Source organism: Mesorhizobium sp. M0030 (assembly GCF_040323695.1).
Classification (GTDB): domain Bacteria; phylum Pseudomonadota; class Alphaproteobacteria; order Rhizobiales; family Rhizobiaceae; genus Mesorhizobium.
Genome location: NZ_JAMYVE010000003.1, coordinates 270,630 through 283,798 on the forward strand (window position 1 = coordinate 270,630; position 13,169 = coordinate 283,798).

Here is a 13,169-nt window from a genome sequence, read left to right on the forward strand (position 1 = left end):
TCGCGCCCCTCTTAGCCAAAGTGCCGCAAAAGGCAATCAGGAATGGCATGAAATAATAGTGACGATCGCCCCATGCGCTCAGGCCGTGGGGCATGGGCGACGCCATCTGAACGCAAACAGCCCGCCCTGACGTCATATGTCTGGCGCCGCATGGGGCGGGTGCCCCTCCCCTTTGATCGCGGCAATCCCTTATCACAAAATACCAGGCGGCACGCAAACTCCAGCAGATGCTTCAAAAGAGGCTACCGCCAACGTGACAAACTTCACAATGCAGAGAATTCGAAGATGTTAGCGTCACATCTACAACGCGAACTATTTGGCGACCACAGTGAAATCAACACACTTGAACTCTTTGGGGAGGCGGCAATGGCAGCGATTTCAGGCACTGGCTGGGAACTTCTTATTAGCCGCAAAGTCGAGCATATGAGGGGCACCAGACGCAGGACGGTTGGTACCTATAAAGTCTTCCACAACGGCACGGCAGTAACGGGTCTATCGGGGTTCGTGTGTGAATCTCGCGGCCCAGGCGACAATTCCAAAGAAGACAATGGCAGGCGCATCGAGCCCGGCACCTATCCGCTGGCGACACAGGCCGGAGGCAAATATGTGACGATCGGCTACACTGGCGCCAAGACGCCACCCAAACCTGGACTCGAACTGCTGAAGACCAACAAGCGCACCGAAATCCTGATCCATCCGGGCGTCAATTTCCTGTCCAGCGTCGGATGCATCAACCCGACGAAGAAGGTGAGCGGTCCGCTTTCCGACATGGATTTCACGGAGAGCCGGACACGCGTAATCGCCCTCATCGACGATCTGAAAACCTTTGCCGGCGGTGGCTTCCCGAAAAGCAACGGCAAGCGAATTCCCAATGCTTCGGTGGTCGTCGAAGGCGAACCGGTGCTGTCGACCGAGAGTGTCGAGAGCGTGCTCGAAGCCGTTGCGGGCGATCCGAACAAGGGTTTGCCAGCAGCGGTCTTCCAGAAATTCGCGCCGAGACCGGCAAGCGGTTCCAAGCGAACAATCTATGACGGTTACATCGGCGCCTTTACCTCCGACAAAGGCCTCAAGACAATTGGCGATCATGGCGTGTGCAACAACTATGATCGGCTGATGCATTTCTTCGCTCAAGCGGCGATGGAAACCGGTGGCTTCACCCTCGTTCGCGAATCCCTGACCTACACGACCGTGGCGGCAATCCGGAACGCATGGAGGTCGCGAGCCGCGGGCAAGACCGATCAGTGGATCGAGGACAACCTGCTGCGCAAGCCACAAGCCCTGGGCGACTGGGCCTATGGCGGCCGCATGGGCAATGTGAAAGGAACGTTGGACGGCTTCAATTTCCGCGGCGGCGGCACGTTCCAGACCACCGGGCGCGACGCGTACACGGCCAAGGGCAAGCTCGCCAAGGTCGACCTCGCCAATCATCCTGAACTGATCGAGGATCCGCAGATTTCGCTGCTCGCAGCTTGCGCCGAATGGAAAGGGTCAGGCTGCAATGCCTTTGCCGATGCCGGCCTGATTAAAAAGATCTCGCGCGCGATCAACGTCGGCAACGCCAATTCCACCACGCCGGCCAATGGCGAAGCGGATCGGATCGCCTGGCATGAAAAGGTTTTCAAGGCGGTGAAGAATGCCGGACTCCTCGGCTGAGCATGCCTCGGATCACGTTCGACAACACCACGTCATCATAATTCAGAGATAACAATCTATGTGTCGATTAGGATGGTGATGCGCGGGGCGAAACAGGAGGAGTTTCGCCATGTCCGAGTTGAGCGGTATCGTGAGTTTGTTCCTGATCGCGGCGGCGTTCCTGACGTCGTGCGATACGCAGCAGCCGCCAAAGGCGGCGACGCAGCTGTCCACGCTTTACGCAGCAGAATAGAAACTGTCGGGTTACACTGAAAAGGCCCCCGTTTCGGAATTCGGGGGCCTTTTCACGTCAGGCGTCAGCGCAGCTGATCAATGCCAATACGGCGTGACCTTGTAGTAATCATAGGAAGCATCACGTGCGGCCTCGCCATCGGCGCCGGCCAGTTCATTGATCGAATAGGCGGGTGCTGCCTTCAGCTGCTCCTTCGAGAACGGCACGACATAGCCGCCCTTGTCCTCGTCATAGTCGAGGCTCGCCCACGGAATGGCGTGATACATCTCGCCAATGCCGAGAAATCCACCGAACCCGATCACCGCGAACATGATGCCGTTCGACGTCTTGTCGAGCATGATGTCCTCGATGCTGCCGATGCTCGTGCCCTCGGTGTTGTAGACCGACGTGCCGATGACGCGCGAAGCGGCGATTGCTTCGGTGTGGCCTGTTTGGGTGGTCATGGCTGATGCTCCTCATGTCATTGATCTATACTTTGACAATGAGGTGCGCGGGCGAAAGTTCCCGTTTTTTCGAGCGGGCGGTTACTCCGCGAGGATGAACGTCACCTTCATGTTGACGCGATACGCCGCGATCCTGCCGTCCTCGACGACGATCTTCTGGTCCTGGATCCAAGCGCCTTCGACGTTCTTCAGGGTTTTGGATGCGCGCTCAATCCCCTTCTCGATGGCGTCCTGAAAGCTCTTTTTCGACGACGACGTGATTTCGGTGACGCGGGCGACGGACATGGCTTCCTCCTGCCAAGACGCTCATTTGCAGGAGCGAGCCTACAGCCGGCTTATGCCTTCCACAAGCAGGGCAGCGCGCGCGCCATAGCCGAAACCATCAGCCTCGGTTCAGGTCAGCAGCATTCTTGGCGATGCGGTCGAATGCCATCAGTCTTTCGAGCAGCGCCGGCATGTCCTTCAGCGGCAGCATGTTGGGCCCGTCGGAGGAGGTCGAATTGTCGGGATCCTGGTGGGTCTCTATGAACACGCCGGCGACGCCGACGGCAACGGCAGCCCGCGCCAGCGTCTCGACAAAGCGGCGCTCACCACCGGAGGAACCGCCCTGCCCGCCCGGCTGCTGCACCGAATGGGTGGCGTCGAAAATCACCGGCGCGCCGATCTCGGCCATCACAGGCAAAGCCCGCATGTCCGACACCAGCGTGTTGTAGCCGAAAGACGCGCCGCGCTCGGTGGTCAGCACATTGAGGTTGCCCGAACCGGTGATCTTGGCCACCACGTTCTTCATATCCCAAGGCGCCAGGAATTGCCCCTTCTTGACGTTGATCACCTTGCCGGTCTTGGCGGCGGCGACCAGCATGTCGGTCTGGCGCGACAGGAAGGCCGGAATCTGCAGCACATCGACATGGTGTGCGACGATCGCGCACTGCTCCTCGGTGTGGACATCGGTCAGAATGGGAAGCGAAAACGCCTTGCGCAACTCGTCGAACACCGGAAGCGCCGCGTCCATGCCGGCGCCGCGCGTTGCCGACAGCGAGGTGCGGTTGGCCTTGTCGTAGCTGGTCTTGTAGACGAGGCCGATGCCGAGCTTGCCGGTCAGTTCCTTCAGCGCGCCGGCCATGTCGAAAGCGTGCTGGCGCGATTCGAACTGGCACGGGCCGGCGATCAACGCCAAGGGCCCGCTGTTGTCGAAGACGACGTTGCCGACGGTTACCGACGAATTCGGCGCCAGCGAATTGGGCCCTTGCGGCTTGCTCATGGGGTCTCCCGGAAGATGAAAGCCGCGCCCTGTCCGGATGCCGGCTGCACGACGATTTCGTTGCCCGCTATATCGTGCCCGACGGCGTTGTCTGCAAGCAGCCTCGCGACAGCGCCGACACTGCGGGCCGAAAAGACGATCGCGGCGAAGCGAAGGTCCGTCGGCGCGCCAGCCGACATGCCGAAGCGCTCAGCGAAAGCCGCGGGCTTGAGAACGCTCAAACGCGCGTTCGCCAGGTCGAACGCCGTGCTGCTCCTCTGCCTCGAACCCGTCGCTGTCTCGATCAGGTGGCGCTTTTCGGATGGCACGCCGCTGACCGCGACGATTTCAGCAATGCCGGTCACGCCGTTGGCATGGGCCTGCAGTGCCGTACGGTCGATTTGAGGGGCGTTGATCCGCTCGCAAGCGAACAGAAAGGCGTCCATCGTCTCGGCGCCGGCGGCGAAAGCCAGTTTGAACGAGGCCATGTCGCTCTTTCCGGCCGTGTCGGTGAAGGCGCGGGAAAAGCTCAGCACGTCCCCCGCCGACAGACCGGCCGAGACATAGCGCGCATGATCCGCATCGGCATCATCGGTGGCCAGCACCACGGCGGAAAAGCCCTCATCGCCCAGGCTGGCGCGATAGAGCCGGTCGCGGGCGACAAAGACATTGCCGCCGGCGATCGCACTCGCTGCCACCTGTTCATTCCCAACCGCCAGCGGTTCGAGATAGGTGCCGTCGGCAAGGAAGACGCAGCAATTTTCGGTGCCGAAGGGATGAACGCCGGTTGGCGCGACGATGAAGCCAAGCGATGTCAGCCGCGCCCGCGCCACGGCGAGGCTCGCCGTCGGCAGCACCAGATGGTCAAGCGGATGGGTCGTGCTGGTCATGCCGGCGCGGTGTGCATCATTCCCGAAATTGGTTCAAGGCCTCTTGCCGGCCCGATCAGGCCGTCGCCACGATATCGGCCGAATAGCGCAATTCGCGCAAGGGTTTGACCCGGCTGGTCGTCTCGGCATAGAGCGGGTGCGCCTTGTATGCGGCAAGCGCGGCATCGTCCTCGAACTCGGCATAGACGACCACGTCGATCGCATCCGACAGCGGATCGACCTTGGTGTTGAGCGTCACCTCGAAGAGGCTTGAATGCGGGATCTTGCCCAGTGTGAGCAAGCCCGTGCGCACGGCCTCGACATCGTCCTTGCGCCGCGCGCTGAAGAAAACGATATGCCGGATCACGCCTGCCTCCACGTTCGATTTGCGGCATGTTTTGTGTGAGCGGGACCGTCGCGTCAACCGCCACGATGTCGCGCCCGGCAATGCCGGCAGGCGACTTTGCAGAGGCGCAAAAAGCTAGGCTTTGCCGGTGACGTAGCGCACGACGCGCGACATCTCCCTGACCGTCGTGTCGAGATAGCGGCCCTGATTGTAGAGGCCGTCCCAGATCAGGAAAAAGGCGATGGCGACGATGACGATGACATAACGCATGGCTGAAACTAACGTATGTGGCTGTTCGTAACCATAGCGATTTCGCCGAGGGCCGCGCTCTCCCGCGGATTCTGGCCTCAGGCCGGCAAGCTGGGCCAGCGCCGCACGAAGCTTGCCTCTTGAAGTTTCGGCCAATGCCATGGAAGATTGTGGGGAAAATTCACGCAGGCTACGGCGTTCGCGCATGGCGAATGAAAGTGGAGGATGTGGAGGCCGGCAGATCTTGCGCCGCCCCCGCGGAAGTCCAGGGGGGGTGTGAGATGGCTGTCAGGGAATACAAAGGCTTCGGCGACGCCATCAGGCTGGACGAACTCAATTTCGCCGAGATGGTCAAGGGCCTGCCGGCCAAGGCGCGCATGGTGCTGTCGGCGGCGATGAAATTGCCGCGCGGTTCGCTGAAGGTGAGGATGCCGGATGGCCGGGCGGTGCTTGTCGGCGGCAACGGACCCGGGCCGGATGCCGAGCTGGTGTTGAAGAACTGGCGCCTGCCCGGCCGTGCCTTTTCCGGCGGCACCATCGGCGTTGCCGAATCCTACATGGACGGCGACTGGGAAAGCCCTGATGTAACCAGCTTCCTCGAACTGTTCGTCGTCAACTCGGCCGTTGGGGAACGCATTGCCGGCGGCGCCAACTGGCTCATCAACACGGTCCAGCGCATCCGCCACTGGTTCAACGAAAACACCCGCACCGGCTCGAAGCGCAACATCTCGGCGCATTACGATCTCGGCAACGCCTTCTACAAGCAATGGCTCGATCCCAGCATGACCTATTCGTCGGCGCTCTATGCGACCGGCGCCAACGACCTGGAAAGCGCTCAGGCCGCCAAATACCGCGCGCTGGCCAAGGATACCGGCATCGGCAAGAAGGACCATGTGCTCGAGATCGGCTGCGGCTGGGGCGGTTTTGCCGAATTTGCCGCGCGCGAGATCGGCTGCCGCGTCACCGGCCTGACCATCAGCCGCGAACAGCACGATTTCGCCAAGGCGCGCATCCAGAAGGCGGGACTGTCTGACAAGGTCGACATCAAGCTGCAGGATTACCGAGACGAAACGGGCACTTACGACCGCATCGCCTCGATCGAGATGTTCGAGGCGGTCGGCGAAAAATATTGGCCGGTATTTTTCGGCAAGATGAAGGCGTGCTTGAGGCCCGGCGGCACCGCCGGCCTGCAGATCATCACCATCAACGAGGCCGCCTACGACACCTATCGGGCGAGGCCGGATTTCATCCAGCGCTATGTCTTCCCAGGCGGCATGCTGCCGACGCCGTCGATCCTGAAGACGCTGGGCAGCGACCATGGCCTTGCCCATCTGCGCGAGCGCGTCTTTCCGGACGACTATGCCCGCACGCTTGCCGAATGGCGCAACCGCTTCTGGGCGTCGTGGGAAAAGATCGTCCCGCTCGGCTTCGACGACCGCTTCAAGAAGCTTTGGGAATTTTATCTCCACTATTGCGAAGCCGGCTTTAGAGCCAGCTACATCGACGTGCGCCAAGTGGTCTACAAAGCCTGATCCGAAGCGTGATTGAGCGGGCGTATGCCCGCTCGTTTTCCCTGTTAGCTGCACGTTGCCTCAAAGCAGGATGCGATACTTCGCAAACCCGGATTCGCCCTCGCCGGCCGGCTCGATCTTGAGCGATTTCACTCCCGATATAAAATCCTTCGCTTTGGGGCCGGTCTCGAACACGACGCTGGTGCCGGGCAGCGGCGTGAACGACCAATTGTCGTCGGCCGAGGGATTGATCGTGCCTTCGCTGACGACGTAGCGCACGATCACGTCGCGGTTGGTGTCCGGCGCCTCGTAGATGATCTTCGAGGCATTGATGTCGGGGAAATTGCCGCCACCGCCGGCGCGGTAATTGTTGGTGGCGACGACGAATTTCGCTGCCGGATCAATAGGCTTGCCGTCGAAGCTGAGGCCGACGATGCGGTTCGAGCCGGCATTGGCGACGCCACCCTTGGCATCGTATTTCGGCAGCTGCGACAGGTCTATTCCGTAGCTGACGCCATCGATCACATCGAAATTGTAGGACGGGAATTCGGTGTCGATGAGCGCCTGGTCGGCCTTGCCCGGCTCGATCTTCCTGAAAATGCCGGCCGACATTTCCAGCCATTCCTTCACTTGCGCGCCGGTGATTTCGACGGCGCGCACCGTGTTCGGATAGAGATAGAGGTCGGCGACGTTCTTGATGGCGATGTCGCCCACCGGCACGTCGGTATAGTAGTCGGCGCCGTTGCGCCCGCCGGCCTTGAAGGGTGCTGCCGCCGACAGCAGCGGCACATCCTTCCACTGCGTGCTCTTCAATATGTCCTTGAGGTACCAGCTCTGCGCCTGGTTGACGATCTGCACCGACGGATCGTCGGCGACCAGCGCGAAATAGGAATAGAGCGGCGCCGAGGTCTTGCCGACCGGTCGGCGGACATAGGCAAGTGTCGCCTCATGGTCCGCCTTCAGCGCATCGACGACGCGCTGGTCGTCCGCCACCGTCGGCTTGTTTGCCTTGTCGACGCGCTCGTAGATCGGCCTTGCCTCAGATGTGGCCGAGGCTACGCGCCATTTCGATCCGTCCCGTTCCAGAAGCAGATCGATCAGTCCCATATGCGAGCCCCAGAAACCGCCCATCACGGCGGGCTTGCCCTGCAGCGTGCCTTTCTCGGTGTCGACGCCATCGAGCGCCTGAAAATCCTTCTTGCCGGGGAAGACCAAATGCTGATGGCCGGTGAACACCGCATCGATGCCTTCGACGCCGGCGACGAAGAAGGAGGCGTTCTCCATGCCGTCGCCCTGCTTGATATCGATGCCGGAATGCGAGAGCGCGATGACGATGTCGGCGCCCTCCTCCTTGATCTGCGGCACCCATGCCCTGGCCGCCTCGACGATGTCGCGCGTCCTGACATTGCCTTCCAGGTTCTTCAGGTCCCAGACCATGATCTGCGGCGGCACGAAGCCGATGATGCCGATCTTGATCGGCTGCTCGACGCCCGACCCGTCCTTGATCTTCTTGTCGAGGATGACATAGGGCTTGAGGTAGAGCTTGTCGTCGCGCGGTTTGGCGGCAAGCTCGGTGCCGCGGATCAGATTGGCGCAGACGAAGGGGAAATTGGCTCCGGCCAGCACCTTGTCGAGGAACGACAGGCCGTAATTGAACTCGTGATTGCCGAGCGTCGAGCATTCATAGCCCAGCAGGTTCATGCCCTTCATGATCGGATGCAGATCGCCTTCCTTGAGGCCCTTTTCATAGGCGATGTAATCGCCCATCGGATTGCCCTGCAAAAGATCGCCATTGTCGATCAGCATCGCATTGGTGGCTTCCTTGCGCACCGCCGCGATCAGTGAGGCCGTCCGCGACAGGCCCATCGTGTCGTTGGCTTTGTCTGCGTAGTAGTCGTAAGGCAGCACATTCACATGGATGTCGGTGGTCTCCATGATCCTCAGATGCGCCTGATTGGCCTGCGCGCGGGCGGAAAACGGATGGAGCATGATCAGCGCCCCGCTGGCGGCCGTACCGGCAAGAAAACTACGGCGGGAGACGGGGTAATTGAGATGCGGCATTGGTTTTCCTTCCCAGCGACGTGACAAGATCCCAGCCCCGAGCGGAAGCTTCGCGCCGAAAACCGGCCATGTCCATCGGGAAGTCAGTCGATCAGCTAAAGGTGACGGCTGGATGAATATCCTTGGCCGCGGTTGAGAACCTCAGCCCTTGTTATCATCGCCCTGGGTGATCAGCCGCGCGCTGCGCTGGCCGGTGAAATAGATCCATAGCCAGCTAAGCGACACCGACAGCCGGTTGCGGAAGCCGATCAGGAAGTAGATATGCGCCACGCCCCACAGCCACCAGGCGAGCCATCCCGTGAGCTTGATCGAGCCGAAATCGATCGCGGCTGCCCACTTGCCGATCGTCGCCAGGTCGCCGGCATGTTTGTAGCGGAAAGGGCGAGGCGCGCCATCGCCGGCCAGCCGCGCCCTGATCGTCGCGGCAACATGCTTGCCCTCCTGCTTGGCGGAGGGCGCCACGCCTGGCACCGGCTTGCCGTCCGGCCGCAAGACATGCGCTGTGTCGCCGATGACGAAGATCTCCGGACTGTTCGGCACGGTCAGATCGGGCTCGACCATAACCCTGCCCGCCCGGTCCACCGGCGCGCCAAGCCACTCTCCCGCGGGCGAAGCCGCTACGCCGGCGGCCCACAGGATGGTTCGCGCCGGCAGATGCGTATCGCCAAAGACGACGCCTTCGGCATCGAGGCGCGTGACGGCGCGGCCAAGCTCGACCGTGACGCCCCGCCGCTCCAGCGCCTTGCGGGCATAGTCGGACAGCTTTGGCGCGAAATTGGCTAGGATCCTGTCTCCGGCCTCGACCAGCACCACACGCGCCTCACGCGTGTCGATGTTGCGGAATTCGCCGCGCAGCGTTTCATGCGCGAGTTCCACAATGGTGCCGGCAAGCTCCACGCCGGTCGGGCCGCCGCCGACGATGACCAGTGTCAGCAGTGCCTGGCGCTTGGCCGGATCGGTCTCGCGCTCGGCCTGCTCGAAGGCGAGCAGGATGCGCCGGCGAATGGTGGTTGCGTCTTCAAGCGTCTTCAGCCCGGGCGCGAAAGGCTCCCATTCGTCGTGGCCGAAATAAGCATGACGCGCGCCGGTGGCGAGCACCAGCGTGTCGTAGGGAACAGAACTGCCGTCCTCAAGCAGCACGCGTTTGCCTGGACGGTCGACGCCGGTGACGTTGCCGAGCAGGGTCGTCACGTCCTCGCGCTTGCGCAGCAGATGACGGATCGGCCAGGCGACTTCCGAGGTCGCCAGCGAGGTGGTCGCCACCTGGTAGAGCAGCGGCTGGAAAAGGTGATGGTTGCGCTTGTCGATCATGGTGATGCGCACGGGTGCGCCGGCCAGCGCCCGGGTGAGTTCGAGACCGCCGAACCCTGCGCCGACGACAACGACATGATGGCTGGTTTCACTCATCGCATTCACCCCTGTTTGTCTCCCTTTATCTAGTGATTTTTGTGCACCGCAACAATGTCGGGGCGAGCTAGATTGCCGCTTAAGGCTGCCCAGGACTCGTCGCCGGATGTCGCGAATGCCTATGTCGGCAAGCATGGACGGGTATAGCCTTGCAGGGGCTGGAACCACGGGAGTGAAGCATGGCCAACGACGATGACAAAGATGGCAAAGGGCGGGCGCAATATTCTTCGCCACCTTGCTTCATGCACGAACTCGATCCGGAATTTCGCGCGCCATTGACCGACTGGACCGATGTGCGCCGTTGGCGCAAGGCCGAGCGCGAGCGTCTGATCGCGGCACGGTTGGCGGTTTCCGCCGATGCGCGGGTGGCGATGTCGCGGGCTATCGCCGAAGGGCTCGACGCGGCAATCGGCGACATTGCCGGCCGCATGGTCAGCCTCTATTGGCCGTTTCGCGGCGAGCCGGACCTGCGGCCGTGGATGGCGTCGATCAACGAACGCGGCGGCCGCACGGCGCTGCCCATCGTGATCGAGAAAGGCCAGCCGCTGATCTTCCGCGCTTATGTACCCGGCGACCGGCTGGAAAAAGGCATCTGGAACATCCCGATCCCGGCCGAAGGCGAGCCGGTGCTGCCCGACATCGTCATCTCGCCGATCGTCGGCATCGACCCGCGAAACTACCGCCTGGGCTATGGCGGTGGCTTCTTCGACCGCACGCTGGCTGCCATGCCGTTCAAGCCATTGGTCATCGGCGTCGGCTACGACCTGCAGCGCATAGCCACCATCTACCCGCAGCCACACGACATCCCGATGGACCGGCTCGTCACCGAGGCCTCCGCCGTATTGCAGCGCAGTGTCACCTGACAAAAATCCGACTTGGTCGATAAATAATCTTCAAAAAGGAACACGCTGCGGAGAACCGTTTCGACAACGGATGACAAGATGATCGGACGAACCATAGCGGCTGCCCTTGCAATTGCGTTCTCCCTTTCGCCCTCGCATGCGCAACCACAGCATCGTTTGCCGAGCGGTTATAAATGGGGCCGCTGCCTGCTTGTTGTTGACGGTCAGACCCGCATATCCGGAAGATGCTCCTATCAAATCGAGACGGGCGGCGATTTTAACATCCAGGGACGCAAGCTAGTTTTTGCAGGGATCGACTATCCTGATCCGCATAGTGGCGCTGGCGAAATGTCCAAAGATTACTGGGCGGTTGTCTACAAGGACGGTGATATCTGGGCAGGCTATGCGAACTCGGACATTCCCGAAACTCACGGGGATGAACGTTGGGAAGAACTTCGCCGCGAAGGCGCGTGCTATATCGGAAAGAACATCCGTATATGCCTTTGGCGTTAAGCCAGTTCCGGCTTCATGCCCATGGCCGTGCGATCGACGATCTCGCGCAGGGCAAACGACGAATTGATCTTGGTCACGTGCGGCATCGCCGACAGCCATTCCTTGTGGATGCGCTCATAGTCGACCAGGTCCTTGGCGGCGATGCGCAGGATATAGTCATATTCGCCCGACATCAGGTGGCAGGACAGCACATTGGGGCAGCGCTTGATCGCCGCCTCGAAATCCGACAGCGTCTTTTCGAATTGTCCCGACAGCGATATGTGCACGATCGCCGTCATCTGGTGGCCGAGCGCTGCGTTCGAAAGCCGGGCGTGATAGCCGCGGATGGTGCCGGATTTCTCCAGATTGTCGAGCCGGCGCGAACAGGCCGACTGCGACAGGCCGACCCTTTCGGCGAGCGCCGCATTGGGTATGCGGCCATCCTTCTGCAGTGCCTCGAGAATGGCGATATCGATCCGGTCGAGCGGCATTTCTCGTGATTCCTGCGAAATTTCCTTGATTTCGCGCAACGATTATCGAAACGCGTGACCCCGCGCAAGCGCATTCGCAAACACCTGCGCAACGATTCGTGGTTCACTCGGTTGATACAGGGAACGAGCCCGAAGGGCCGGATCAGGAGAAGACTATGCGCGTCGGCTGCCCCAAGGAAATCAAGAACCACGAATACCGCGTCGGCCTGACGCCGGGCTCCGTCCGCGAATATGTCGCGCATGGTCATGAAGTGCTGGTCGAAAGCGGCGCCGGCGCCGGCATCGGCGCCGATGACAATGCCTACCGCGCCGCCGGCGCCACCATCGCCAGGACCGCCGCCGACGTGTTCGCCAAGTCCGACATGATCGTCAAGGTCAAGGAGCCGCAGCCCAACGAATGGGCGCAGCTGCGCGACGGCCAGATCCTCTACACCTATCTTCACCTGGCCCCGGATCCGGAGCAGACCAAGGGCCTGCTCGCGTCCGGCGTCACCGCAATCGCCTATGAGACCGTAACCGACGACCGCGGCGGCCTGCCGCTCTTGGCGCCGATGTCGGAAGTTGCCGGCCGCCTGTCGATCCAGGCCGGCGCGACCGCGCTGCAGAAGGCCAATGGTGGCCGCGGCGTGCTGCTCGGCGGCGTGCCCGGCGTACTGCCCGGCAAGGTCACGGTGCTCGGCGGCGGCGTCGTCGGCCTGCATGCCGCCCGCATGGCGGTCGGCCTCGGCGCCGACGTCACCATCATCGACCGCTCGATCCCGCGCCTGCGCCAGCTGGACGACCTCTTTACAGGCCGCGTCCACACCCGCTACTCCACAGTCGAGGCGCTTGAGGAAGAATGCTTCTCGGCCGACATCGTCGTCGGCGCCGTGCTCATCCCGGGTGCTGCTGCACCCAAGCTGGTGACCCGCGAAATGCTGTCGGGCATGAAGAAGGGCTCGGTGCTGGTCGACGTCGCTATCGACCAGGGCGGCTGCTTCGAGACTTCGCACGCCACCACCCATGCCGAGCCGACCTATGAGGTCGACGGCGTGATCCATTACTGCGTCGCCAATATGCCGGGCGCCGTGCCGGTGACCTCGGCGCACGCGCTCAACAACGCGACGCTGCATTATGGCCTGCAGCTGGCCGACAAGGGCCTGAAGGCGCTGGTCGACGACCACCATTTGCGCAACGGCCTCAATGTCCACAGGGGCAAGATCACCAATCGCGCCGTCGCCGAAGCACTCGGCTATGAGCTGGTCGAACCGAAAGTGGTTCTGGCGGCCTGACCAGACCTGGCATTTTTGCCTCCCTCACCCGCCGGTTGTGCCGGCGGGTTTTTCTTGGCTAC

Annotated in this window: 15 protein-coding genes; 6 read left to right on the plus strand and 9 right to left on the minus strand. The window is 61.8% G+C overall.

Features of this window, described 5'->3' with window-relative positions:
- Window positions 1-72 precede the first annotated feature (72 nt).
- Together NKJ80_RS08860 and NKJ80_RS08865 are read left to right on the plus strand one after the other, a co-directional pair.
- On the plus strand, window positions 73-1,653 hold the full coding sequence (locus NKJ80_RS08860; protein WP_352497449.1) for a glycoside hydrolase family 19 protein: 1,581 nt from the start codon (window positions 73-75) through the stop codon (window positions 1,651-1,653).
- Window positions 1,654-1,762: 109 nt separating this feature from the next.
- Window positions 1,763-1,885, plus strand: a complete 123-nt coding sequence (locus NKJ80_RS08865) for a hypothetical protein (RefSeq protein ID WP_023688444.1) — start codon at window positions 1,763-1,765, stop codon at window positions 1,883-1,885.
- A gap of 77 nt (window positions 1,886-1,962) precedes the next feature.
- Here the strand turns inward: NKJ80_RS08865 and NKJ80_RS08870 are convergent, their stop codons facing one another.
- The 6 genes from NKJ80_RS08870 to NKJ80_RS08895 form a co-directional block, all read right to left on the minus strand.
- Window positions 1,963-2,328 carry a PRC-barrel domain-containing protein gene (locus NKJ80_RS08870; RefSeq protein WP_023688443.1) on the minus strand — a complete coding sequence of 122 codons (366 nt, stop codon included), beginning with the start codon at window positions 2,326-2,328 and terminating at the stop codon, window positions 1,963-1,965.
- An 81-nt stretch (window positions 2,329-2,409) separates the two neighbouring features.
- Window positions 2,410-2,613, minus strand: coding sequence for a dodecin family protein (locus NKJ80_RS08875; RefSeq protein WP_023668908.1), 204 nt, complete (start codon window positions 2,611-2,613; stop codon window positions 2,410-2,412).
- Window positions 2,614-2,710: 97 nt separating this feature from the next.
- The gene (kdsA, locus tag NKJ80_RS08880; protein WP_031196594.1) at window positions 2,711-3,589 is read right to left on the minus strand and encodes a 3-deoxy-8-phosphooctulonate synthase; all 879 of its coding nucleotides are present in this window, start codon (window positions 3,587-3,589) and stop codon (window positions 2,711-2,713) included.
- On the minus strand, window positions 3,586-4,458 hold the full coding sequence (locus NKJ80_RS08885) for a VOC family protein (protein WP_023688442.1): 873 nt from the start codon (window positions 4,456-4,458) through the stop codon (window positions 3,586-3,588). Before NKJ80_RS08885 ends, kdsA begins: the two co-directional genes overlap by 4 nt.
- Window positions 4,459-4,513: 55 nt before the next feature.
- Window positions 4,514-4,804 carry a Dabb family protein gene (locus NKJ80_RS08890; protein WP_023696086.1) on the minus strand — a complete coding sequence of 97 codons (291 nt, stop codon included), beginning with the start codon at window positions 4,802-4,804 and terminating at the stop codon, window positions 4,514-4,516.
- Between the two features lie 114 nt (window positions 4,805-4,918).
- The gene (locus tag NKJ80_RS08895; protein ID WP_023688440.1) at window positions 4,919-5,053 is read right to left on the minus strand and encodes a hypothetical protein; all 135 of its coding nucleotides are present in this window, start codon (window positions 5,051-5,053) and stop codon (window positions 4,919-4,921) included.
- Window positions 5,054-5,313: 260 nt separating this feature from the next.
- On the opposite strand from NKJ80_RS08895, the gene NKJ80_RS08900 reads away from it, so the two are divergent.
- Window positions 5,314-6,564 carry an SAM-dependent methyltransferase gene (locus NKJ80_RS08900; protein ID WP_023688439.1) on the plus strand — a complete coding sequence of 417 codons (1,251 nt, stop codon included), beginning with the start codon at window positions 5,314-5,316 and terminating at the stop codon, window positions 6,562-6,564.
- A gap of 60 nt (window positions 6,565-6,624) precedes the next feature.
- On the opposite strand, the gene NKJ80_RS08905 is transcribed toward NKJ80_RS08900, so the two are convergent.
- Together NKJ80_RS08905 and NKJ80_RS08910 are read right to left on the minus strand one after the other, a co-directional pair.
- The gene (locus NKJ80_RS08905) at window positions 6,625-8,604 is read right to left on the minus strand and encodes a bifunctional 2',3'-cyclic-nucleotide 2'-phosphodiesterase/3'-nucleotidase (protein WP_352497450.1); all 1,980 of its coding nucleotides are present in this window, start codon (window positions 8,602-8,604) and stop codon (window positions 6,625-6,627) included.
- A 141-nt stretch (window positions 8,605-8,745) separates the two neighbouring features.
- On the minus strand, window positions 8,746-10,011 hold the full coding sequence (locus tag NKJ80_RS08910) for an NAD(P)/FAD-dependent oxidoreductase (protein ID WP_023816023.1): 1,266 nt from the start codon (window positions 10,009-10,011) through the stop codon (window positions 8,746-8,748).
- A gap of 179 nt (window positions 10,012-10,190) precedes the next feature.
- Here NKJ80_RS08910 and NKJ80_RS08915 point away from each other — a divergent pair, with 179 nt between their 5' ends.
- Both NKJ80_RS08915 and NKJ80_RS08920 read left to right on the plus strand, forming a co-directional pair.
- Window positions 10,191-10,874, plus strand: coding sequence for a 5-formyltetrahydrofolate cyclo-ligase (locus NKJ80_RS08915; RefSeq protein ID WP_352497451.1), 684 nt, complete (start codon window positions 10,191-10,193; stop codon window positions 10,872-10,874).
- A gap of 78 nt (window positions 10,875-10,952) precedes the next feature.
- The gene (locus NKJ80_RS08920) at window positions 10,953-11,366 is read left to right on the plus strand and encodes a hypothetical protein (protein WP_352497452.1); all 414 of its coding nucleotides are present in this window, start codon (window positions 10,953-10,955) and stop codon (window positions 11,364-11,366) included.
- Here NKJ80_RS08920 and NKJ80_RS08925 read toward each other — a convergent pair.
- The gene (locus tag NKJ80_RS08925; protein ID WP_023668897.1) at window positions 11,363-11,836 is read right to left on the minus strand and encodes an Lrp/AsnC family transcriptional regulator; all 474 of its coding nucleotides are present in this window, start codon (window positions 11,834-11,836) and stop codon (window positions 11,363-11,365) included. The genes NKJ80_RS08920 and NKJ80_RS08925 overlap by 4 nt on opposite strands.
- Window positions 11,837-11,991: 155 nt before the next feature.
- Here NKJ80_RS08925 and ald point away from each other — a divergent pair, with 155 nt between their 5' ends.
- The gene (gene ald, locus NKJ80_RS08930) at window positions 11,992-13,107 is read left to right on the plus strand and encodes an alanine dehydrogenase (RefSeq protein WP_023688436.1); all 1,116 of its coding nucleotides are present in this window, start codon (window positions 11,992-11,994) and stop codon (window positions 13,105-13,107) included.
- The last annotated feature ends 62 nt before the right edge of the window (window positions 13,108-13,169 follow it).